Genomic DNA, 21,291 nt, shown 5'->3' with positions numbered 1-21,291 from the left:
ACAGTAGCGCTTACCGGACGATCAGAACTTTGCATGTGCCTATCATTGACTCCCCGAGCACCTGACACACATAGAGTCCGCTGGCAAGCCCGGAGAGGTCGAAAGTGGCGTGGCCTTCACTCTGACTACTTGGGGTGAGGAGTTCACACACTGTTCTGCCGCGCATGTCGCAAAGACGCACGCTCACTGCCTGTGTGGCGGGTGTGCGATGCACCACGGTGACCCAATTCGTGCAGGGGTAGGGAAAACAACGTAACTCCGCATTTTTCGGTGCCTCCTTTTGCTCGGTCACCACGGTACCGCTCAGGAGCTCTCGCCCTATTGTACTCATGAGCACCTGCTCCCCACCCACGACATCCTGCCCCAGGGCCCAGACAATCACACCGCCAAGCCGCTGCTCTCGCACGTAAGCACACTTGAGACGGACCGAGCTGGTGTCGTCAAAGCTCAATAGCATGGTGCCGCCAGCGTTGGTGAGGTAAGGCACCTTCGCGATTTCATCCCAGTGGTAGCGCCAGGTGGGGAGGTAGTCGCTTGTCACCACGCTGTACCAGACCTCGGCCCCGCCGGTGCTTGGGCCGTAGAGTCTCGCGGCGGTGAACAGCCGCCCGTAGAGCGGGATGCCAATGAGAACCTTCTGCCGCGGGAGCCCGCAGGACAGGAGGTAGACTGCGGCTTCGTGCGCCGAGCCGCACGGATCATTGCCCGAGGAGTAGAGGGGCGCATTGTGCCCCGCGTGTGCGGTCCAGCTGCCGTGAAAGTCGTAGGTCATGCAGCCAATCCAGTCAAGGTAAGGATGGAGCGCTGCAAAATCGTACCTGCTTCCTGCCCACGCGCCAGCCGGCACGGCGGCGGAGAGTGAACGTGGCGGCACCAGGGTGTTCAGTGCTTGTCGCAGTTCCTTGACCCACGTGGTCAGGTTGGGCCGGTCAGTAGCGCTCGGGTATTCCCAGTCGATATCCACCCCGTCGTAGCCGGCGCTCAGACAGAGGTCCCTGACGGCAGTAGTAAAGCGCGCCCTCTTCGCCGGGTCTGCCGTCATGGGCGAAAAGCCGTCCGACTGTCCCCACCCGCCCAACGAGAGGATAGCTTTCCTATCAGCCCCGTGCACCACGGCTACAAAACCATAAGCGTCAAATTCGCCATACATGGCCATGTTTCCGTCCGCAGTAGGCCAGGCAAAAGCGTGGGCCACATGAGTCACGGAGGCAAAATCAATGGCCTGAGGTGGAAAAGACCGCTGCACCCATGCTGGATAATAACCTACGACAATTAGCGGTGATGCCTTCACAGCACAGGTAAGCAGCAATGCATAGAGCGATGCAAGAGAACCCTGCCGAAGGTCAACCAGCCGTTGCCTCATATTCTCATCACAGATTGATCCGCAAGCCGAGCAACACCCGCCGCGGGTTCAAGAACAAGGGTGCCGTGAACCAGCCGATGTCGATGTAGTCCTTGTTCCACTCTCCCAGCTTGTCGTTGCCGTGCTGATCGCCACTTTCGAACGGCAGGTGCAGCGAGTTCTTGTAGCGGTCAAACTGTGCCGTGCTCATGTTCTGGAACGAGAGTCGCTTCTGGTTGAACAGGTTCTGCACGGTGGCCACCAATTCAATGCTTACCCCCCCTAAGCGAATCATCTTGGCTGCTCGGAGGGCGGCATTGGAATAGTCCACCACCTCGATTCGGTGTTGCTTCTCCTCAGGCTCCTGTGGGTTGATGATCTGCCGTCCCCCGTCCTGCCACTCGAAGAAGAAGTTGACATAGATGCCGCTCAATGGCCAGAGGCCCCACAGGCGCGGTCCCCAGCTCATGGGCGTGTGGACGTTCACATTGGCGTGGGCTAACGGACGTGGATCGGTGGTGACGATGTTGGGCCACCGCTCCTCCTCTGCTGCCCGCAGCCGGTTTTCATACACGTAGGCAAGTCCGGTGCGGCCCGTGGTCTGCAGTCGGTACTCGTAATTCCCCCAGAAGGTCAGGAAGCGCCCGACGCGCTTTTCCAGACGCAGCTCCGCCCCGCGGATATCCTTGTAGAAATCCGGGAAGTACTTCTGCACCGTCTGCTCTTCCCAATAGTCCACATAGGAGCGCGACAGCGGTTCGTCTTTCACGTCCTTGTAGTAGAAGGTCACGTTAAACAAAAAGTCCTTCCAGAAATTCTGCTCGTAGCCGAACTCGTAAGCAACGGTTCTGGCCATAGTGAGGTCCGGGCAGGGCACATTGGTGGCGCCCGGCATTACCGCCTGATTGTACAGGAACGTTGGGTTGGGGCGCTGGTAGAAATGGCCGTAGTTGAAGTAGAGCTTGCTGTTCACGGTGATCGGGAAAGACACCCCTACCCGCGGCGAGAGTTTGAGCTGAGTCTTCACTTCCGTGGCAGGCCAGCCCGGTGGCTCGTCCAGCATCTCGCGGAACTTGACCCACTTTTCCCACGAGCCGAATTTCCCCGGCAAGTACTGGTAGACTAGGTTGAAAAAGTTGGCATAGTCCGGATCAAGAGGATGGGCGACCAGATAGGACTTTTTGTTGGGATTGAAGTAGTCGGCTCGCAGCCCGATGGTAGCGATCATGCCCTGGAACTCGAGCTTGTCCTGCGCGTAGAGGCCAATCTCCAGCGGCTTGGCCGTGTAGTACTGCCAGGTGTCGGGTGTCCAGCTCTGTTCCGATTGTAGCCAGGTGCCGGAGTTCACGAACATGTAGTTATAGTCCACACTCAATCCTGTTTCCACCTGGTGATGGCGACCAAGCTGGGCGGTGAGGTCTATCTTGAGGTTGGCCGACCACGAGTAAGAGGAGTCGGCAGCCTGCAGCCCACCGTAGAGCCAGAACATGTTGGTGATGTCGGTCAACCAGTTCGTGGAACCGTTGGGCGTGCCCTTGCTCGGCACATCCAATACGCGGTAGGTGCTATCCAACATGAACCAGGCGTCGGCCCGTGAGGTGTCCAGGGCAAAAGGGGTGAGTTTGCTGTCGGTGTATCCCATCTGAAGGTCAACCGTGTAGAATGCCTTGGGCGAGAGGGTGTGAGTGAACTTGGCTCCACCGACCACCAGACGCTTGTCGTAGAATTGCAGCCGACTCTTATTGAACATCTGCACAAAGCCGTTGCTGCCGCCCAGGAGCGCTGCCTGTTGCGCCACGGATGCTTCTGTGCTGCTCAGGAAATTGAAGCGGCTTGAATTGTCGATGAGCGCGCCGCCAAAGGTGCTGGGCCGGCCAGCGGTCAGGGTATTGACCTCAGCGTACATGCTGTTGAGCGACAGCTTCATGCTGGGGCTCAGGGTGGTAGTGAGCTTGAGCTGGCCGTTCCAGTCCACATAGTTGTTGCGCGGCCCGATGGGGAAGGCGAATTGCGTGTCCTCGTACTTGAAGCCCGCGAGGAAGGTTGTTCGACCTAGGAACGCCCCCAACACGGGCAGCCCGCCGCCTGGCACCGGTCCGGTGAGCGTGCCTTCGACAAAGACGTCCGGCTTGTCGGCGAAGCGGTACTGCGGGTGTTGCCGTTTCCACAGCGCAAGCTTTTGCTCGGGGGTAAGCTTGGCCAGGCGCGGGATCCCGATCGCCTCGTAGTTGCTTCTCCCTTCGTTCTTGTTCTTCCACCCGCGGAAGTAGCGCAGCTCCTCCGGCACCGTAGTGTCGCCAATAGTGCCTTTCCATGCGTAGCCATGTTCGCTGGTATCGGCAAAGACGCGATAGATCCACGATTCGTCACTCCACGGGTTGACGCCGAAAAACTTTTTCTGGCCGCCGGGGGTGGCGTCCAGGCGCAAAGAGAGCGAGTAGCGGTCGCGGCGCCCCTCCTTGGTGACCACATTGACTAAGCCAGAGCGGAACCCGCCGTACTTGGCCTGGAAACCGCCGGTGAGCACCTGCAACTCTTCCACCGACGTGGAGTTGAGCGAGAGGTAGGAGTTCTCCGAGCGAGGGTCGCGCAGCGAAATGCCGTCGATGCGCACGTCGGTCTCACGGATGCCTCCGCCGCGGATGCTCAGACCATGGCCGTCGTTATCCGCGACAAGCTGCACCCCTTTGATCTTGTTCACGAACTCATCTACACGCATCACCGGCGTCTCGGCCAGGCGCTCGGTGAGAATGATCTCCTGCGTCCCAGCAACATCGGCGCGGATGGGCTCGCGCTCGGCAACCACCTCGATCGCCCCCATCTCTAACACCTGGGTGGTGAGCGCAAAGTCCACGGTGGTGGTGCGGTCAAGGTTCACACGCACCTGCTGCTTGACCACCGGGCCGTAACCCATCATCGAGGCCCTGATGTTGTACGTGCCTGGCGGCACATTGAGGATGACAAAGTAGCCCTCGCGGTCAGCGGCCGCACCCATCTTCACCTCCAGGGGCACAACCTTGTCCGCTTGCCAGACGCTCTCCACAATCACGTTGGCCCCGGGGAGTGGCTCCTTGGTCTGCGCATCGTACACTCTTCCGGCTACCTTGCCGTTCGCACCATATGCACCCAGCGGCACGATGCTCACCAAAACCACCGGCAAAACGGCCCACACCAGCAGCCGGCGTAGAGGAAATGTGCATCGCAACATGCTCGGTTCCTCCAGTCTATCTGGGCACCATGCGCCCTTTCTTCCGGGTTGACCGCAGTGTTCGCGCTGCGCCCTTTCCAGTTCCCCGTAACGCCCTTCGAGTTTCTAGGGGGCAGCCCAGTGATAACATCTTGGCGGCTACCTCTCTAAGCGGGCTGGTTTACAAGCAAAGGTGCATCGGCAGCCAATGCAATTTAACGCCCATGAGCGCAAATGTCAAGTTATTTTTTTCGGTTGCGCCGCCACCGAAGGGGGCTACCGCACCACCGACCGCGTTTTTTCGCTTGCAAAGCGGCGCGGGTTTTCCTATATTGGCAACGCTCTGCATGTGTCTGGCGAAGCAGGCTGGAGGCAAACCGCTTATGAACGCACCTGTTGCGTTGGCGCTGGATCTCGGCGGCACCAAGTTGGCAGCGGCTCTTTTTACCCAGGAAGGAAAACTGGTGCACAAGCAGGTAGTGCCCCTCCAAGGTCGGGTCGGCGGCGCAGTGGGGGAGCTGATTCGCGAGCAGATTGTTTTGCTTCTTGGGGTGGCTAAAGAGCAGGGCTATGCGCCGCGCGCGCTGGGAGTGTCGGTCCCAGGCATCGCCTATGCCGCCAGCGGGCACGTGTGGGCGCCGAACATCCCCGGGTGGGAAGATTATCCCCTCCGGGAAGAAATCCAGACGGTGCCTGCAGCGCACGCGTTGGCGGTGACTATCGACAGCGACCGGGCCGCTTACATCGTGGGGGAGACGTGGCAGGGGGCAGCCAAAGGGTGCAAGAATGCCATTTTTCTCGCCGTGGGTACGGGTATCGGCGCCGGCATCCTGGTTGACGGAAAAGTCCTACGCGGCCATCGCGATGTGGCGGGCGCCATCGGCTGGATGGCGCTGGACAGGCCCTACCGCGCTGAGTACAGGAGCTGTGGCTGCTTTGAGTACTATGCCTCCGGCGAAGGGATCGCCAGGCTTGCCCGGGAGATGGTGGCGCACGACGCCACCTACCAGGGAGCTCTTCGCGCCAAGTCTTTGGACCTGCTGACTGCTCCGGACGTCTTCGCGGCCTACGCTGCGGGTGACCCACTGGCCGCGCGGGTCTTTGACGAATGCGTGGCTTTCTGGGGCATGGCCGTGGCCAACCTGGTGAGCCTTTTCAATCCTGAACGGATTGTGTTCGGCGGGGGGGTATTTGGGCCAGCGGTGCAGTTCCTGGATCGAATTGCAGCAGAAGCCCGTCTCTGGGCGCAGCCGATAAGCATCACCCAGGTGCACCTGGTCGCTTCCGCGCTGGGCGGCGAAGCTGGGCTGTACGGAGCCGCTCGCCTGGCCTGGGACGCCGTCTCCTGACAAATCACCAAGAGGGATCAATGAGCTATCGTCGATCGCACGTCTTCGCCGCTTGCTGCGCGGGCATGCTCATGTTCGGCATTGTGCTCACGACCCTTGGCGCCATCCTTCCCGAAGTCATCCCCAAGTTTGGCATCGACAAGAGCGCGGCCGGCTCACTGATGGCGCTGCTCTCCTTCGGCATCCTCACCGGCTCGCTTGTTTTTGGCCCGATCGCCGACCGCTATGGGTACAAGGCCTTGCTTGCGTTCTGCACTGGGCTGCTCCTGGTGGGGTTTGAAGGGATTGCCCTGGCTCCCTCCATGGCGGTATTGCGTCTGTTTGTGTTCCTCATCGGCTGTGGCGGGGGCGTGATCAACGGGGGAACCAACGCCTTGGTGGCCGATATCGCTGAGGAGGGTCGCGGCGCGGGGCTCAACTTGCTCGGCGTGTTTTTCGGCGTGGGTGCCATGGGCGTCCCCCTGCTATTGGGAGGGCTTGGGACGCGCAGTTCGTACCAGTGGATCATCGGCATCGTGGGCGCGGCGGTGATTTTCCCCCTGGTGTTCATTTTGACGATTCCCTTTCCAAGGCCGAAGCAAGAACAGGGTTTTCCGATTCGGCAGGGTTTGCGCCTGCTGGCTCAGCCCACACTGCTCCTGCTGGGGGGCATGCTCTTTTTCCAGAGCGGGATGGAGATCACCACCGGAAGTTGGAGCGCGGTGTTCCTACAGGAGGAGCTGGGCATTCCGCAAAGCAAGGCGGTCCTCTATCTGAGCTTCTACTGGCTGGGCCTGGTAGGGGCGCGACTGGCGCTGGGATTCTGGCTGAAGCCGGCCTACCGCGCGGCGGTGATGCGGTTGGCCGTCGCTCTGGCGTTTGTCGGCGCGCTCATGACGCTGCTCGCCTCACGCGTTGAGCTGGCAGTGGCTGGGCTGTTGCTAGTGGGCGCGGGATTTGCGGGGATCTTCCCCATCGTGCTCAGCTTTGTAGGGGATGCCTATGGCACCCTTTCCGGCACGGCGTTCAGCATTGCCTTTGTCATGGCGCTCACTGGGGGCATGACTCTGCCTGCTCTTGCGGGCGTGATAGGGGATGCGCACGGCCTGCGCACCTCGTTTGTGCTCATCCCCTTGGGCCTCCTCTGCGTGGCGGCCCTGTTCACGATTGTCAAGGAACGTCTTTCGGGCAAGACCGAGCAAATGTAAGGGAGCGACTATGCTGGCGGACATCTGGCTTACACATGCGCGAAAGGTTATGGACGAGATCGCGGCCACGCAACGTGACAATATTGCCAAGGCCGCGGAGATCATGGCCCAGTCAATTGCTGCGGGCCGGTGGGTACACACCTTCGGCTGCGGGCATGCCACACTGCCGGTGGAGGAGATGTACCCGCGCATCGGCGGGTTTGTGGGTTTTCACCCAATGATCGAACTCCCGCTGTCGTTTTTCACCCACATCGTGGGCGAGATGGGCGTGCACCAGTTCGTCTTCCTCGAAAGGGTGGAAGGCTATGGGAAAGAGATCATGCGCAGCTACACCTTTGACCCGCGCGACACCATGTGGATTTTTTCCCATTCGGGGATCAACAATGTGAATATCGACATCGCGCTGGAGGCGAAGCGGCTGGGGATGAAGGTGGTGGCGACCGGCTCCGCGCAGGCGTTCAAGGACACTCCCACGCGCCACTCTTCGGGGAAAAAGATTTTCGAAATCGCGGATGTGGTGGTGGACACCTGCGTGCCTGCCCGGGACGCGGTGGTGCCGCTCAAGAATCACGTGGACAACATAGGGCCGATTTCCACTATTGCTTTTACCACTGCGGTGTGGATGATCATCACCACGGTGGCAGAGATTCTGGTGGACAAGGGGCATCGGCTGTACATTCATCCTTCGCACAATGTGCCTGGCGACACCACCGCGCGCGAGCGCCTGAGCGAAGCGTTGGCCGAGTACAAGCGGAGGATTGCGGGGGTGTAGGAACAGACGCGCTTGGCGTTTGCGATGGGCCTCCCGGGTGGAGTTCTCCGGGAGGCTTTTTTGTGGGGCGCCAGGCTGGTCGCGCTGCATTGAATCGTGGCTCCGCTAAGTCCATGACACGGGCTTGGGCCTGTATTCCGCCAATCCGTTGCGATCCGTGGCAGGGGGTAGAAAGAGGGGGGCATAAGCGTCACCGTAGTGCAAGGCCCCGACTTGCCCTACAGTACTTGGGCGAAGGTGCTGGGTGCGGCACTGTCGGAGCATCGCCTTTCGGCTGTGCCATTCGTGTCCATCCGTGCCGATCTGTGGTTGGGGATCGACGCTGCTTCTGGCGAATGATTTGCCTCTCGCGCTACCAAGCAGAGAGGTGACAAACGGTCGAGAGATATTCGCCTAGACCGCTTCAGGGGGAATGCGAGTCCTTTTGAAATCGAACCTTTCCCCCCACCATGGTCGCCCACACCTCGCAGTCGTCCCCTAGCAGTACCAGGTCGGCGTCCTTGCCTACGGCCAGGGTGCCTTTGCCCTCCAGCCCGAGCACACGGGCCGGGTTGACCGAGGCCGCCTCGATGGCCTCTTTGAGAGAGCAGCCCGTGAACTGTTGCAGGCGGCACACAAGCCGGTTGAGGCCGACTGCGGTCCCGATGAGCGTGCCGTCCAAGTAGCGGGCAATGCCCTCGCGCGACTCGTACTCACGGCCATTGTAGAGGTACCTGCCTTCCGGAAGACCCATGGCCTGAATCCCGTCGGTGATGAGCACCAGGCGAGTGGGCCCGAGAAGCTTCCAGGCCAGGCGTACTGCCGCCGGGTGCACGTGCACCCCGTCGGCGATGAGCTGCGCCGTCACGTGCGGACTCTCCACTATAGCCGGTAATGGGCCTGGGTCGCGGTGATGAAACTGTCCCATGGCATTGAAAAGGTGCGTCACATGCCCCATGCCTGCACTGAAGCCTTGCAGGGCTTGCTCATACGTGGCCGCCGAGTGGCCGAAGGAACAGATCACGCCGGCCGCGACAAGCTCACGAACCAAAGGCGCCACACCCGGCAACTCGGGGGCGACGGTCATCATCTTGAGGGTTGGGCCGGTGAGGCGGAGGATTTCGTTCAGGGTCTTCGCGGAGGCCGGGCCGATACACGTGGGACTCATCCCTCCGCGCTTATCTGGGTTGATGAAGGGGCCTTCCAGGTGAAGGCCCAGCAGATTGGCTCCGCCCAGGTCTTGGCCCGCCAAGCCCGCAGCGACCTGGAGGTGATGGTTCGGCTTGTCGAAGTGGAAGGCGGTAGTGGCCAGGAAGCTCGTGGCGCCGAACTGGGGCAGGGTGCGGGCGATGGTAGTCAGCGCTTCGGCGGTGCCGTCTAAGACATCCGCACCGCCTGCACCCTGGATGTGCACATCAATGAACCCTGGCGCGAGCGCTCTGCCGGAAGCGTCAAGGACGGCGGCGTCGGAAGGCAGCGGCAGATGCTGGCCTATGGCGGCGATGCGCCCCTGCTCGACGAGCACGTCCACGGGCGGAGCGCCGTCCGGAGCGTCATAGAGGCGACAGTCTCTGATACAGAGGCGTTCTGGCATAGTCAGCTCCTGTGTCGTGTTGGCTCGAATATAGCCTTTTTTCGCGAACAGCGCAAGGTTTTTGTCCCGCACGAGGTCTCCTTGCATTTGCTCCCATTTGTTGCTATATTTGTGCCTCGCGAGTGCTAAATGAAGGAGGAGATGTGGAGACTGTCCTGCGGTTTCTGTTGGAGCTCGAACAGCACCTGTGGAGTGAGCGCCTGACCCTTCCGCGTTGGCGGATGGGCGAGGGTGAAGTGAGTCCGGAGCAGGTGGCCACGCTCCCGGCTGGCCATTGGCGTGAGGTCGAACTTCCACTCTTGTGGGGAGGCTATGACCGCACCGCGTGGTTTTGCACTAAGGTGGTCATTCCCAAAACGTGGGCCGGAAGTCCTGCGCACCTCTACCTTGACGTTGATGAATCGCTCCTGTTCGTGAATGGGGGCCCTGTTCAAGGAATTGATGTGAACCATCGCGAGCACGTGCTGACCCCTTGCGCCCAGGGCGGGGAGCAATTCGCGCTCGCAGTGGAGGCATGGGCGGGTCTCACGGAAGAGCGCCATGTCTTTCGGCGGGCGGAATTGCGGCGCGTGCAGCCGGAGGCGTGGGAGCTTTACTATGACCTACAGGTGGCCCTGGACGTGTTGGCCGGTCTGCCTGAGGGGTCCAGTGCGCGGCGAGAGGTTGCGGCCCTCGTGGAACAGACAGCACAGCTCCTGGACCCGCGCGAACCTGGCAGTCCCGCGTACTTTGCGGCCGTCAAGCGGGCAGGCCGGTTTTTTCGGCAGGCATGGAGACGACTGCGGACGAGCCACGCTGGCCGGGTGTGGGCCTTTGGTCATGCGCACATCGACGTGGCGTGGCTGTGGCGCCTCAAGGAGGTGAAACGCAAGTGCGCCCGCACGTTCGCCACCGCCACCAGGCTGATGGAGGAGTATCCCGGCTATCACTTTGTGCAAAGCCAGCCGCAGCTGTATGCCTTCGTCAAGTCAGCCTACCCGGAGCTCTATCGGCGGATCAAGGAAAAGGTGCGCGCCGGGCAGTGGGAGCCCACCGGCGGGATGTGGGTAGAGGCTGACTGCAATCTGCCTAGTGGAGAAGCCTTGGTGCGGCAACTCCTGTATGGGCAACGCTTCCTGGAGCAAGAGTTTGGGGCTCCGGCACGCGTGCTCTGGCTCCCGGACGTGTTCGGCTATTCCTGGGTCTTGCCACAACTTCTGAAGAAGGCCGGTATCGACTACTTTTTCACCGCCAAGATCGGGTGGTTGTACACCAACCCCTTCCCGTACAGCACGTTCTGGTGGCAGGGCGTGGATGGCTCCCGCGTGCTGGCCCACCTCTGCTTCCATCGGCAGGCCTACAGTGCGGGACTGAACGCTGCCGCCGTGCGCGAGTCGTGGGAAGGCTTTCGCCAGAAGGACACCTGCCGCCATGTGATCCTGTCCTACGGACATGGCGACGGTGGGGGTGGTCCCACCAGGGCACACCTGGAGCACCTGGTGCGGCTTCAGCGCGCCCCTGGTCACCCATCGGTGCGGCAGGGGAGCTTGGAGCAGTTCTTTGCCGCCGCTGAAAAGGAGAGCGGCCAGTTGCCGGTGTGGGCGGACGAACTTTACTTGGAGGGCCATAGGGGCACGTACACGACGCACGCGGTCATCAAGCGGGAGAACCGGAAGTGTGAGCTCCTTCTTCGTGACGCGGAGCTCTTGGCCTCCATTGCCTGGCGACTGGGAGGTGCCTACCCCTTTGACATCTTGCGCGAGTGCTGGGAACGTGTGCTGCGCAACCAGTTTCACGATATTCTTCCGGGTAGCTCCATTCCCCAGGTTTACCAGGATGCATTAGCAGACTATGCGTTCGTGCGCGAGGCGGCAGGGGGCGAAAGGGAACGTGCTCTACAGTCTATCGTTGCCCAGGTCGATACAGGGGCCTGGGAAGACAACATCCTGGTGTTTAACACGCTTGGTTGGACGCGGAGCGATGTGGTCGCCCTGCCTGCAGCTGAGCTGCCGCATTCTGTGGGCATCGAGGACCTTGCTGGAAACCTTGTGCCATGCCAGCGCCTGCGAGGAGTGGACGGGCAGGAAGTGGTGATATTTGTGGCACAAGATGTCCCGGCCTGCGGTTATCGCACCTTCCGGCTGGTGAAGGGAAAAGGTTCGCAAAGCCATACATCATGCACGGTGCAGGACACTCAGGTCGATACGCCTCACTTTGTGGCGCAGCTGAACGATAGGGGGGAGTTGGTGCGGTTGGCGGACAAGGAGTACGGGCGCGAGGTGCTGGCACCGGGTCAGCCCGGCAACGTCCTGCAGACCTTTCTCCACTACCCTAGCTTTTGGGAAGCGTGGGAGCTTGCGGCGGATTACGAGAATAGGCCGCTTCAGATCCTGCGGGCTAAGAGAAGAGTGCAGTTCGCCGTGGGCCCAGTATGTGTCGTTGCTCGCGTAACTCTGGGAAGCGGCCGATCCTCGATTGTCCAGGACATCATCTTCTACCGGGACTTGCGGCGTATTGAGTTCGACACGTTGGTCGACTGGCATGAGCCGCGCACGTTGTTGAAGGTAGCTTTTCCGCTGGCTGTGACCGCGGAGCGTGCCTGGTACGAAATTCAGTTCGGGGCGATCAGTCGCTCCACGCGGCGCAACACCTCCTGGGAGCAGGCGCGGTTTGAGGTGCCAGCTCAGCGCTGGGCGGACCTGGGCGACGGGAGTTATGGGGTGAGTCTGCTCAACGAGTGCAAGTACGGCTATGACGCCAGGGACAACGTGCTACGGCTCACGCTGCTCAACAACTGCTATGCCCCAGACCCGCAGAACTGCCAGTACGGGGTCCTTTACGATGCGCCAACCGATGAGGGCCTGCATCGCTTTAGCTATGCCCTTTACCCGCACGCGGGCGACTGGCGGGCCGCCGGCACTGTGCAGGCTGCCTACGAGCTCAATGTTCCCCTGCTGGCAGTCCGGTGTGGGCGCCAGACAGGGGCCCTGCCCGCATGCAAGAGCTTTCTGAGCGCAACAGGAGCGCCATCGGTGGTGCTGGACACGCTCAAAGCGGAGGAAGACGGCCAGGGGCTCATTCTTCGCCTTTACGAGTCCGCGGGGGTGCCGGCAAAGGCCCATATCACCCAGGAGCTTGGTCTTGTCCGCGCCTGGGAGGTGGACCTCTTGGAGCGAACCCAGAGGAAAGTGATTATGCGCCAGGGGAGCGCACGGGTCTCCCTGTCTCCTTTTGAGGTTCTTTCGCTGAAACTGAGCGATGAAGGACTGACTGGACGTTGAAGCGTGAAGGCTGGGGAGCTGCGTGAGGGCATACGGGGGCACGAGGAGTTCATGGTGTGGAGCTGATCGAAGGGCGCATTTGTGTGGAGGCGGCGCTGCAGGCTCGGCAACGGCGCCTGCGCCTCATCGTCTTGCGGGAGGGCATTCACCCTCAGCGCGTGGCAGAGCTCATCGCCATGGCCGAACAGCAGGGGGTGCCAGTCAAGTACGCTCCGGCCGCAGAGATCGACGCGATGGCTCACGGCAAGACTCATGGCGGTGTCATTGCCCTCGCAACGCCCAGACGCCCGCTGGCCGTGGAGGCTTTGGTGGAAAGGTTGGCCGCGCAGGGCAAGCCACCGGCCCTTCTCCTTCTGGACGGCGTGGACGACAGCCAAAACCTCGGCTTTACCTTGCGCTCGGCAGAGGCCCTGGGGATGGATGCGGTGCTTTTGAAGAAGCACGTGTGGGATTTCGACAGCACGGCGGTCTCGCGGGCCTCCTCGGGGGCCTTCGAGCGCATGGCCCTGGCGCTCATCGACGACGCGGAAAGGCAGGTCCCGCTTTTCAAGAAACTTGGCGTGCGCCTATGGGGGTGTGTGGCCACCGCGCGACGCACAATCTACGAGGCGGACATGACCGGCGCGGTGATGGTGGCCATCGGCGGGGAAAAACGGGGGCTGTCAGCAGCAATTAGACGGCAATGCGACAGACTCGTCCGCATCCCCATGGCAGGCGCGGTGGGTTCTCTGGCCCTGAGTCATGCTGCTGCCATTGTCATGGCCGAGGTGATGCGCCAGCGCCTGGGGACGATGGGGTCCACATAGCCGGCTTTTGAAGCCGTCCTTCCCCGAGCAACAGTCGCGGCATGGGCTCAACGTGCCTTCTTAGCCGGACATCACGGCCGGGCGCCATTGCCCATCCTCGGATGCGCCCGTTGGGGCCATCAGGTTCGGAGCCGTGCTGTGCCGGGGAGCTCAAGGCCCCTGCTGCCAGTCCATTCCCACGATGACATTGCGCCCAGGCGCATCCCACCAGGTGACTGTGGAGAGATGTTCGCGGTAGGAACGATCAAAGAGGTTGGTAATGCGCAGGGTCAACGCCGCAGGGAGCCCCAGACTGCGCAGGTTGAGGCCTGCGGCTACGTCGCACAGTGCGTAGCCAGGTGTGCAGGCCTCGTTTGGCGCGACCCGTCGCTGGTCCGCCACAAGCCGAGTTGCCGCCTGGGCCCACCAGCGTCCGTGGGCGCGCCACTCCATGCTGAGACGCACGTTGAACGGCGGAATCTGCGGGAGGGGCCGCCCAGCGTGGATATCCGTGCCGTGCACGTACGCAGCCTGGACATGACCCCATAGGGCCTTCAGCAGTCGCGCTTCCACCTCGATTTCTCCGCCGCGGAGAAGGGCGCACCCCACGTTGCCATAGCGAAACGTGTCCGCGGCCGCGGAGATGGGCGCAAGCAGAATGAGGTCGGCCACGCGGTTCCAGAACAAGTCCAACTCTCCCCTGGAACGAGCCGTACGCCATTTTATTCCCCCGTCGAAGTTCAGACTGGTCTCCGGCTTTAGACCGGGGTTCCCGATCACGAAGCCGCGCTGCCCCACGCCTTTGAAAAAGCGCTCTTGCAGATCAGGTGCCTTGAAGGCCCTGCCCACGTTCGCAAAGAGGTACGCAGCAGGAGTGAGCGCAAAGCTTGTTCCAAGGCTGCCGCTCACGTTTTGATCATGACATGCGAGGTCGTGGCTCGCCAAGGTTCCGGGTGTGCCGGTGGCGGTGCTCAGCAAGTGGTCGACTCGCGCGCCCGCCGTCACGGACAGGCGACTTGTGGGGGAGAATTCGTCACTGAAAAAAGCCCCTATTGCCAGGCGCTTGGAAGGCGGCGTGGGCGGGACACGGTCAATGGTCTCCCGAAGAAGCGCCCCTTTGGCGTCGTACAGGCGGTTGAGAGCCAGTCGCCGGGTATCGTCCCATTCACCGGACAGGTCCAGCCCCGCGCTGACGAAGTGGCGGCCGGTCAAAAGCCAGCTGGCCATCAGGTTCGCACCGAAGGAGTCCACGGAACGGTGGGCTTCTAAGGACTGGTCAATGCGCTGTGCACCGCGGGGGACGTGCAGTACGGCTTCGAACTCGCGTGCGCCCCACTGGTAGTGGACGTTGGCGCGCAGTGCGAGGAGCGAAGGAGCTCGTGGTTCCCGCTCAAAGCCCAGGCTGAGGACGGTCCGTTCGTAGCGACGAAAGCGGGCCTTTTCCGCGTAGGGCGAAGTGGGTATGCCTACGTCGGAGGAACGCAAGGTCGAGATGCCGCCGCGGAGAAGGTACCCAGGCGAAAGCAGATACGCAAGGTCCAGATCAGCGTCAAGACCTTGGTACTGGGTGTTTGCGAGCGGTCCTTTTGGGGTGCGGATGTCCTCCGAGCGGCGGGCACCGCAACGGAGGCGGGCATTGAGGCGCGGTGCCCGAAGGACCAGACGGGCCCCTGCGGCGCGCTGGCCGTCGGCAGAGCTCCAGCGCAGGTTCCCTGCCGTGCCCATCTGCAGCCGCGGCGTGGCGACAAAGGTTGGCACGGTGAGATAGTTGATCACACCCCCGACTGCATCGGAACCGTACATAACCGAGTGCGGCCCGCGCACCACTTCCGCGCGTTCCACCTGATCCACGTCTAGCAATGGAGCATGCTGACCGTAAGCGCGAAGTACTTCTAAACGGAGGCCGTTGACCAGGGTGAGGACGTGTGCACCTTTCAGGCCGCGAATCACGGGTTGCTGACTCCACGGCCCTGTTGAGGACAGCGTCACCCCGGGGGTCATGGCGACCACTTCGCTTGCGGTGGAGGCGGGCCTGAGAGAGCTGGTGGCGGTCAATCACGGCAACAGGCACCGGCGTCATGAGTGGGTCTTGCTCATGGCGACTGGCCGTCACCACCACCGGTGCGGCTCGGTAGGTCACCGTGTCCTTTGGTGCCCGCGGCACCTGGGCGGACGCATCGAGGCCAATCGCCCACGCGATCACGGCGAAGAGCGACCAATAGGCGGCTTTCAGCGCCGGCGGTCGCATGTGCCGGAATCGAAGGAAAACACGAGCCATCGGTATTCCCGCCTGTTCAATCAGCTCGCCTGCCCTTGGGTGCTCTTTTCGGCCCAGACTCGCACAAGTTCCACCAACACCGCCACCGCTTTTTCCATGTCTTGCACCGAAATCCATTCCTGCCGCGAATGGAAATTGTGGCCGCCGGTGAAGATGTTTGGCGTGAGCAGGCCCTGGTAGCAGAGCCGGGCGCCGTCGGTGCCGCCACGGATCAAGCTGAGTTTGGGCTGCAGTCCCACGCGGCGCACCGCCTCCAGTGCATACTCCACCACTTTCGGGTCTTCATCAAGCTTGTACTTCATGTTGCGATAGGATTCTTGCACCTCAAACTCCAAGCGGGCGCGGGGGTGCCGGGCCATGACTTTGTCAGCCAGCACTCGCAGCAACTCCTCATGCCGCTTCAGCCCTTCCACGGTAAAGTCGCGGACAAGGAACTTGATGGTCGTCTGCTCCACACCACCGGTGATGCTGTTGGGGTGGAGGTAGCCTTCGCGCCCCTCGGTCGTCTCGGGGGAAAGGGAGTTCTTGGGCAGCTGGTCGATGATCTCGGCCGCGATCTTGATGGCATTCACCATTTTCCCCTTCGCATACCCGGGGTGCACGTTAACGCCGTGCACGGTCAATACCACCGTATCGGCGCAAAAGGTCTCGTTTTCGATCTCGCCCACCGTCTCGCCGTCCACGGTGTAGGCGTAGTCGGCGCCGAATGCCTCTACATCGAAGAACTTGGTTCCCTGGCCCACCTCTTCATCTGGGGTGATGGCAATCTTGATGGGACCGCGCGGGATTTCTGGGTGCGCTAGCAAGTGCTCCACAGCGGTGAGTATTTCCGCAATGCCCGCCTTGTCATCGGCGCCAAGCAAGGTGGTCCCGTCGGCAGTGATGATGTCATTGCCGATCTGGTTGGCAAGGGCAGGGTTTTCTGCGGCGCGAATCACCACACCAGGATCGCCGGGCAACACGATGTCGCCACCTTGGTAGTTCCGATGGATGATAGGTCTCACCCCCTCACCGGAGACGTCAGGCGAGGTGTCCAGATGGGCGATGAAACCTATGGTGGGAATAGTGTCTGGTCCATTGGCCGGCAGTTCTGCGTACACGTAGCCGTGCTCGTCCATCCTGGCCTTAAGGCCCATGGCTTGGAATTCTTCCACAAGCATCTTCCCCAGCACCTTTTGCTTGTCGGTGCTGGGAAAGGTCGCGGCATCTTCCGCCGACTGCGTGTCAATTGCCACGTAGCGAAGAAAGCGCTCCACAACGGTTTGTGCCATTGTTCCTCCCGAATTGTTTTACATCCATTGCGTGCGGTCCCTTTGCCACCGGGCCTTTTCTGCTATGTGGACCTTGAGGGGGAACCCGGCTCGAAATACCCTGTCTCGGCACGCGGCGGCTGGCTGCATCAAGTCGCCACTGTTAGGGCCGGCTGTGTTCCTTTCGCAGTTTCTCAAGGTCATGTGCGCTCGCCGACAAATGGCTGCCTCCTCCTCGCAGGCAAACGTGTTCCCTCGAGGTGTAGGCCCTGAAGAACGTGGCTGCGGAGGTCCTCCTTCTTCACGAGAATGCCTTGCGAAAGGCCTCGGGGACTGGCACCGGTTTCCCCTGCGGGTTCACAAATGCCATTACAGTTTCTGCTTCTGCGCAGAGGCGCCCTCTGCTCTCGTTGTAGATGAGGTACGACAAGGTGAAACGCGCCCTGCCCCAGGAACTGATCCGGCCTTCGATGCGGAGCTGGTCATCGGCAAGGGCTGGGGTGTGGAAGTGGATCCATGCGCGCACCACCAGCGGCCGCGCCTGCCACCGTTGAAAGTCCACAAACCCCATCCCTTTGAGCGCCATGAACTCACCCCGTGCAACTTCCAAATAGTGCAGGAAATTCGCGTTATTGACATGGCCGAAGGAGTCGAGCTCGTAACTCCTCACCTTCAAGCGCGCAATCAAAGGGGTATCCATTCCGATTCAACCCTTTCCTGGGTCATCCTTTCAACACCTGAGTGTAAGAGTTCACCCAATTGGGCCAGTCATACGGGCGAGCCAGTGCGGCGAAATCCTGAGCACGCAGCTCTTCCACCTGGGCAATGGCCGTTGCGAGTCGGTCTGCCAGGGTGCCATCTTCGTAAAGGCACGAGGATGGGTAGAGCTCCGGGTAGACCAGCCGATTGGGAACAAGGGGGGCGCAGCCGGCCCGCACTGCTTCCAACACCGCAAGGCCGAAGAACTCCTGGAGCGCAGTGGAGACCACAATATCCCCGGTAGACACGATGCGCAGGTACTCGGCACGGGACTCGGCACGACCCCAATGTGCTACCGCAGGCCCCAGCCGTGCGCGGGCTTCGGTAAACAGGGGGGCGAGGTCCTTGAACTCTCGCCCCAGCACGCACACCGAAAACCGGAGGCCTCGAGCAAGAAGCTCATAGAGCGCGGCGAAAAATGATTCCGGGTCCTTGTCATGTTCCCAGCGGTGGTTCCAGATGATACGGGCAGGACCCTGTTTCGGCTGCGGTGGTGGAAATTCCTCCGGGTCCAAGGGTACGGGCAACACCTGGCTCTTTTCGCCGATACGCGTTTCCAGACCAGAAGGGCGAAAGTCCGGAAACTTTTTCAACAGCGCAGGGATGCTGCCCAGGAGCGAATCACGATTGAACTTGCTGTTGAACACCACGGCATCCGCTGCCAGGGCGGTGGTGAGGTTGGTGAAGGCGAAGTGAAAATCCCATTCGCGGTATAGGCGTGTGGGATACACGAACTGGTTCTCGTGAAAGTAGACCACCTTGCGTGCCTCGCGCAGCCACTGCGGCCCAAGACTCAGGAGGTCAGCGAGGCTGAGCAGTGAGGAGCAAAAGACTACGTCCGCCGGCTTTTCGCTGGCCAGGACTTGTGCCAGGTAAAGCGCGGCGCCACGCATGCGCCACTTCCATTTGCGCGGCGGCATGGTGATGAGGCGAAAGTCGAAGCGGAGCCAGCGCTGCATGCCACGCACCAGCTGGAGATGGGAATCGCTCGCATACGGTTCGAGAATCAGGACCCTGGTCATGCCCACAGATGCGCGCCTCTGTTCTACCGGTAGCCAATCGCCGTGTACCCGACCCAGTGGCGGAGGTGGTACGGCGCCGTCGTGCCCAAGCCAATCGTCGGCAGTGGAAGCGTGCCCAAACGGTAGCTCGTGTCGTAGCGGAGCAGGTACCCGTTCAAGGGAGAGAGACCTAAGGCCGCCACGGTCTTGCGCACCGTTTCCAGTCCAAATGGCACCGCGAACCTTCCGCACCAGCGGATCTTGTACTGGCTAATATCGTCTTCGGCCCAAACCTGGCGGCAGAAGGACTCCAGTTTGGGCGCCGCGAGCGGGCCGGCAAGCGTGGAAAGTGCCAGTAGGCTATCCATGGCGGTCTGAATGCGGTAGCCACAGAGATCAGCGCCGAACGGGGCCATATTGCGACCACCCCAGTCCTGGTCCCCGTAATGGTCTCCGTCATTGGAGCAGATGAAGGCGATGTCTCGGCCCAACACCCATTTGTGTCGGCGTACTGCTTCAGCCAGGGCCTTGGCGAGGTGGGCGGAGAGCTCATCAATACGGTGCCAGTTCATGGGTGGAACCAAAATGGACACGATTTCCGCCTCGCGCACATAGTGCTGCAGGAATGGCACGATGCCCTCCACCGAGTGCTCCACTCCCTGGAACTCGTCGTTGACCACATAGGTGTTCGCCGGGAGGCGAGCAAGGAGTTCCTGGCGCAGGGGGGAGACGGGCACAGGGCCATAGGGCCCTCGCCAGGTCACGAATGAATCAAAGACGAGCACGTCGCGCAGGCGGTAGTCATTGGCCTTGTGCGCCACACCGAACAGGACCACCCGTGGCGCGCGCAGGTGCCTGAACACGTGCACGTAAACCCTCCCGGCCAGAAGATGGTCGTCGTGGGGGCAGACAGCGGCAACCCAACGGCTATCGTTATCGAGGTTGAAGCGCGTGGCATTGGCCAGCAGCTGTTCCATTTCCAGCATCTCCGCAGCGCGGACTATCTGTTCGATCTGCGCGGCCGTGTGCGCAAACCCCACGGTGTCCCTGAGCCCGCGCATTTTATCCTGTGCTGATGCAGAGCTCACCTGGCCTCGGACCGCGCCCACGCTCAGTGCGGCCCAGCCCACCAGGACCATGTCGCACATTACCTTGCGCCAGTGATGCATCGTAGGCCTCCGCTTGTTTCAGGATGCGGCTGGCAGTGTCGCCATGCCGTGTTTGCGAGCCTCCCGCACCATGAGACGCTCCAGCTCGCGGGCAACCTCTTTCGGTAGGGCAGAGCTGGGTTCGGCCGCCAGGAGCTGCTGGACAATGCGATGCGCGCGCTCGCCAGCGGTCAGGTCCCCTTTCGCTTGGCGGGATTGGTAGTTGTCACGGTCGATGGCCTCGCTGGGCGAGAACATCTCTTGCCTGAACCACTCCAGGGTCGTGGGTGAGGTCAAGAAGTGGTCGCCGTCGTAGATGGCGCCATAAAGGTCCTCGGCCAGGCGGGGGGTACGCACCTGCAGCCCCTGCACCAGCCGCAGTGCCGCCCCGCAGATGTCGTTGTCGATGACCAGCTTCTCCAGGCTCTGGCAGCTTTCAAAGTCCAACATGCCGGGCCCGGAGACCACGTTGATGCCCGCTAGGGCAGCGAGCACTGCCCCCATGGCTGTCTCCAAGCCCGCCTGCGCGTCCAAGACCTTGGCATCGCTGAGAGCCATGTAGGCGTGGGTCGGCAGCGAGAAATGCTTGCCCACTGCGGCATAGGCCACGTCCAGCATCATAGTCTCGATCGCGCCCATCGGAGTGGTGCCGGTGCGCATGTCCATGGCTGAGGGTGAACCCCCGTAGATGACCGGAGCCCCAGGCTGTGCCAGCTGGTTGATGACCACCCCACTCAATGTTTCGGCTGTGTGTTGGACCAGCGCGCCCAGAAGCGTGGCCGGAGCCGTGGCACCGGTGAGAGGCATGGAGACAAGTTCTGCAGGAATTCCAGCGCGCGCACAATCGATAAGGCACTGGCAGGTGAGCCGACTCCACTTCAGGGGAGGCGAAGGACAGCAGTCGAAGATCGCCAGAGGCTTGCGGTGGAGCTCCTCACGACTGCCACGGACGGCCACCAGCATGTCCCACATCACCTCGAACGCGTCCACCGCGAAGGTGCCGGTGACGATGGGCTTGCGCCCGTGCAACAGGGCGATATACAGCCGGTAGCGGTCAGCAATGGCTCCAGGCACGTCCCCGGGAATGAGGCCAGTGCTTTGCGCCGCAAGGTGCGGCAGACTGTCGGTGAGGCGCGCCAGGGCCACGAGGTCGGCAGTGACCGGCGTGCGCTCCTTTTGCGTCTTCCAGTCCAGGATGGTCAAAGCCGCCGAGCCCGGGTCAAAGTGCACGCGATCAGCTTCAAGCTGCATGGCCGGCTCCCCCGCGCGGTCGTAAATGGTGATTGATTTTGGCGCTGAAGCAATGGATTGTTCCACCAGACCCCGAGGAATCTTAATTTGCGAAGAGCCCGGTTCGCTTCTTGCGCCCGCGTCCGTGAGCAGGCGCCTCCCCTCTTCGT

The 21,291-nt window shown here is 61.6% G+C and carries 14 protein-coding genes; 5 read left to right on the top strand and 9 right to left on the bottom strand.

Features of this window, described 5'->3' with window-relative positions; translation table 11 throughout:
- Window positions 1–10: 10 nt before the first annotated feature.
- Both ONB25_11380 and ONB25_11375 read right to left on the bottom strand, forming a co-directional pair.
- Window positions 11–1,363, bottom strand: a complete 1,353-nt coding sequence (locus ONB25_11380) for a glycosyl hydrolase family 18 protein (GenBank protein ID MDZ7393485.1) — start codon at window positions 1,361–1,363, stop codon at window positions 11–13.
- A gap of 7 nt (window positions 1,364–1,370) precedes the next feature.
- Entirely contained in the window at window positions 1,371–4,550 is a 3,180-nt protein-coding gene (locus tag ONB25_11375) for a TonB-dependent receptor (GenBank protein ID MDZ7393484.1), read from the bottom strand.
- A gap of 362 nt (window positions 4,551–4,912) precedes the next feature.
- Here ONB25_11375 and ONB25_11370 point away from each other — a divergent pair, with 362 nt between their 5' ends.
- Genes ONB25_11370 through ONB25_11360 form a run of 3 tightly spaced genes read left to right on the top strand, consistent with a single transcriptional unit; the run spans window position 4,913 to window position 7,837 of the window.
- Window positions 4,913–5,878 carry an ROK family protein gene (locus tag ONB25_11370; protein ID MDZ7393483.1) on the top strand — a complete coding sequence of 322 codons (966 nt, stop codon included), beginning with the start codon at window positions 4,913–4,915 and terminating at the stop codon, window positions 5,876–5,878.
- 20 nt (window positions 5,879–5,898) lie between these two features.
- On the top strand, window positions 5,899–7,065 hold the full coding sequence (locus tag ONB25_11365; GenBank protein MDZ7393482.1) for an MFS transporter: 1,167 nt from the start codon (window positions 5,899–5,901) through the stop codon (window positions 7,063–7,065).
- Window positions 7,066–7,075: 10 nt separating this feature from the next.
- Entirely contained in the window at window positions 7,076–7,837 is a 762-nt protein-coding gene (locus ONB25_11360) for a sugar isomerase domain-containing protein (GenBank protein MDZ7393481.1), read from the top strand.
- 403 nt (window positions 7,838–8,240) lie between these two features.
- Here the strand turns inward: ONB25_11360 and nagA are convergent, their stop codons facing one another.
- Window positions 8,241–9,410, bottom strand: coding sequence for an N-acetylglucosamine-6-phosphate deacetylase (gene nagA / locus ONB25_11355; protein MDZ7393480.1), 1,170 nt, complete (start codon window positions 9,408–9,410; stop codon window positions 8,241–8,243).
- Window positions 9,411–9,553: 143 nt separating this feature from the next.
- On the opposite strand from nagA, the gene ONB25_11350 reads away from it, so the two are divergent.
- Window positions 9,554–12,670, top strand: a complete 3,117-nt coding sequence (locus ONB25_11350; GenBank protein MDZ7393479.1) for an alpha-mannosidase — start codon at window positions 9,554–9,556, stop codon at window positions 12,668–12,670.
- Window positions 12,671–12,726: 56 nt separating this feature from the next.
- Entirely contained in the window at window positions 12,727–13,476 is a 750-nt protein-coding gene (locus ONB25_11345) for an RNA methyltransferase (GenBank protein MDZ7393478.1), read from the top strand.
- Between the two features lie 150 nt (window positions 13,477–13,626).
- Here ONB25_11345 and ONB25_11340 read toward each other — a convergent pair whose 3' ends face one another.
- The 6 genes from ONB25_11340 to ONB25_11315 all read right to left on the bottom strand — a co-directional run.
- Entirely contained in the window at window positions 13,627–15,510 is a 1,884-nt protein-coding gene (locus tag ONB25_11340) for a TonB-dependent receptor (protein MDZ7393477.1), read from the bottom strand.
- Window positions 15,511–15,753: 243 nt separating this feature from the next.
- A complete protein-coding gene (gene pepT / locus ONB25_11335) occupies window positions 15,754–17,004 on the bottom strand; it encodes a peptidase T (GenBank protein ID MDZ7393476.1) in 1,251 nt (416 codons plus the stop codon).
- A 280-nt stretch (window positions 17,005–17,284) separates the two neighbouring features.
- Window positions 17,285–17,683 carry an acyl-CoA thioesterase gene (locus ONB25_11330; GenBank protein ID MDZ7393475.1) on the bottom strand — a complete coding sequence of 133 codons (399 nt, stop codon included), beginning with the start codon at window positions 17,681–17,683 and terminating at the stop codon, window positions 17,285–17,287.
- 22 nt (window positions 17,684–17,705) lie between these two features.
- Window positions 17,706–18,764: a DUF3524 domain-containing protein gene (locus ONB25_11325; GenBank protein MDZ7393474.1), complete on the bottom strand. Its 1,059-nt coding sequence runs from the start codon at window positions 18,762–18,764 to the stop codon at window positions 17,706–17,708.
- 23 nt (window positions 18,765–18,787) lie between these two features.
- A complete protein-coding gene (gene amrB, locus ONB25_11320; protein ID MDZ7393473.1) occupies window positions 18,788–19,912 on the bottom strand; it encodes an AmmeMemoRadiSam system protein B in 1,125 nt (374 codons plus the stop codon).
- Between the two features lie 18 nt (window positions 19,913–19,930).
- Window positions 19,931–21,291, bottom strand: a 1,361-nt coding sequence (locus ONB25_11315; protein ID MDZ7393472.1) for a trimethylamine methyltransferase family protein, incomplete at its 5' end; no start/stop codon positions are given.

Source organism: candidate division KSB1 bacterium (assembly GCA_034506335.1).
GTDB lineage: Bacteria > Zhuqueibacterota > Zhuqueibacteria > JANLFK01 > Oleimicrobiaceae > Oleimicrobium.
The sequence above is the reverse complement of the archived record's forward strand: the minus strand, read 5'-3'. Positions and strand labels throughout refer to the sequence as shown.

Excerpts from the sequence above, each read along its gene's own strand:
- ONB25_11380 (MDZ7393485.1), bottom strand. The coding sequence starts at position 1,363 with ATGAGGCAACGGCTGGTTGACCTTCGGCAGGGTTCTCTTGCATCGCTC.
- ONB25_11375 (MDZ7393484.1), bottom strand. The coding sequence starts at position 4,550 with ATGTTGCGATGCACATTTCCTCTACGCCGGCTGCTGGTGTGGGCCGTT.
- ONB25_11370 (MDZ7393483.1), top strand. The coding sequence starts at position 4,913 with ATGAACGCACCTGTTGCGTTGGCGCTGGATCTCGGCGGCACCAAGTTG.
- ONB25_11365 (MDZ7393482.1), top strand. The coding sequence starts at position 5,899 with ATGAGCTATCGTCGATCGCACGTCTTCGCCGCTTGCTGCGCGGGCATG.
- ONB25_11360 (MDZ7393481.1), top strand. The coding sequence starts at position 7,076 with ATGCTGGCGGACATCTGGCTTACACATGCGCGAAAGGTTATGGACGAG.
- nagA (MDZ7393480.1), bottom strand. The coding sequence starts at position 9,410 with ATGCCAGAACGCCTCTGTATCAGAGACTGTCGCCTCTATGACGCTCCG.
- pepT (MDZ7393476.1), bottom strand. The coding sequence starts at position 17,004 with ATGGCACAAACCGTTGTGGAGCGCTTTCTTCGCTACGTGGCAATTGAC.
- ONB25_11330 (MDZ7393475.1), bottom strand. The coding sequence starts at position 17,683 with ATGGATACCCCTTTGATTGCGCGCTTGAAGGTGAGGAGTTACGAGCTC.
- ONB25_11325 (MDZ7393474.1), bottom strand. The coding sequence starts at position 18,764 with ATGACCAGGGTCCTGATTCTCGAACCGTATGCGAGCGATTCCCATCTC.
- amrB (MDZ7393473.1), bottom strand. The coding sequence starts at position 19,912 with ATGCATCACTGGCGCAAGGTAATGTGCGACATGGTCCTGGTGGGCTGG.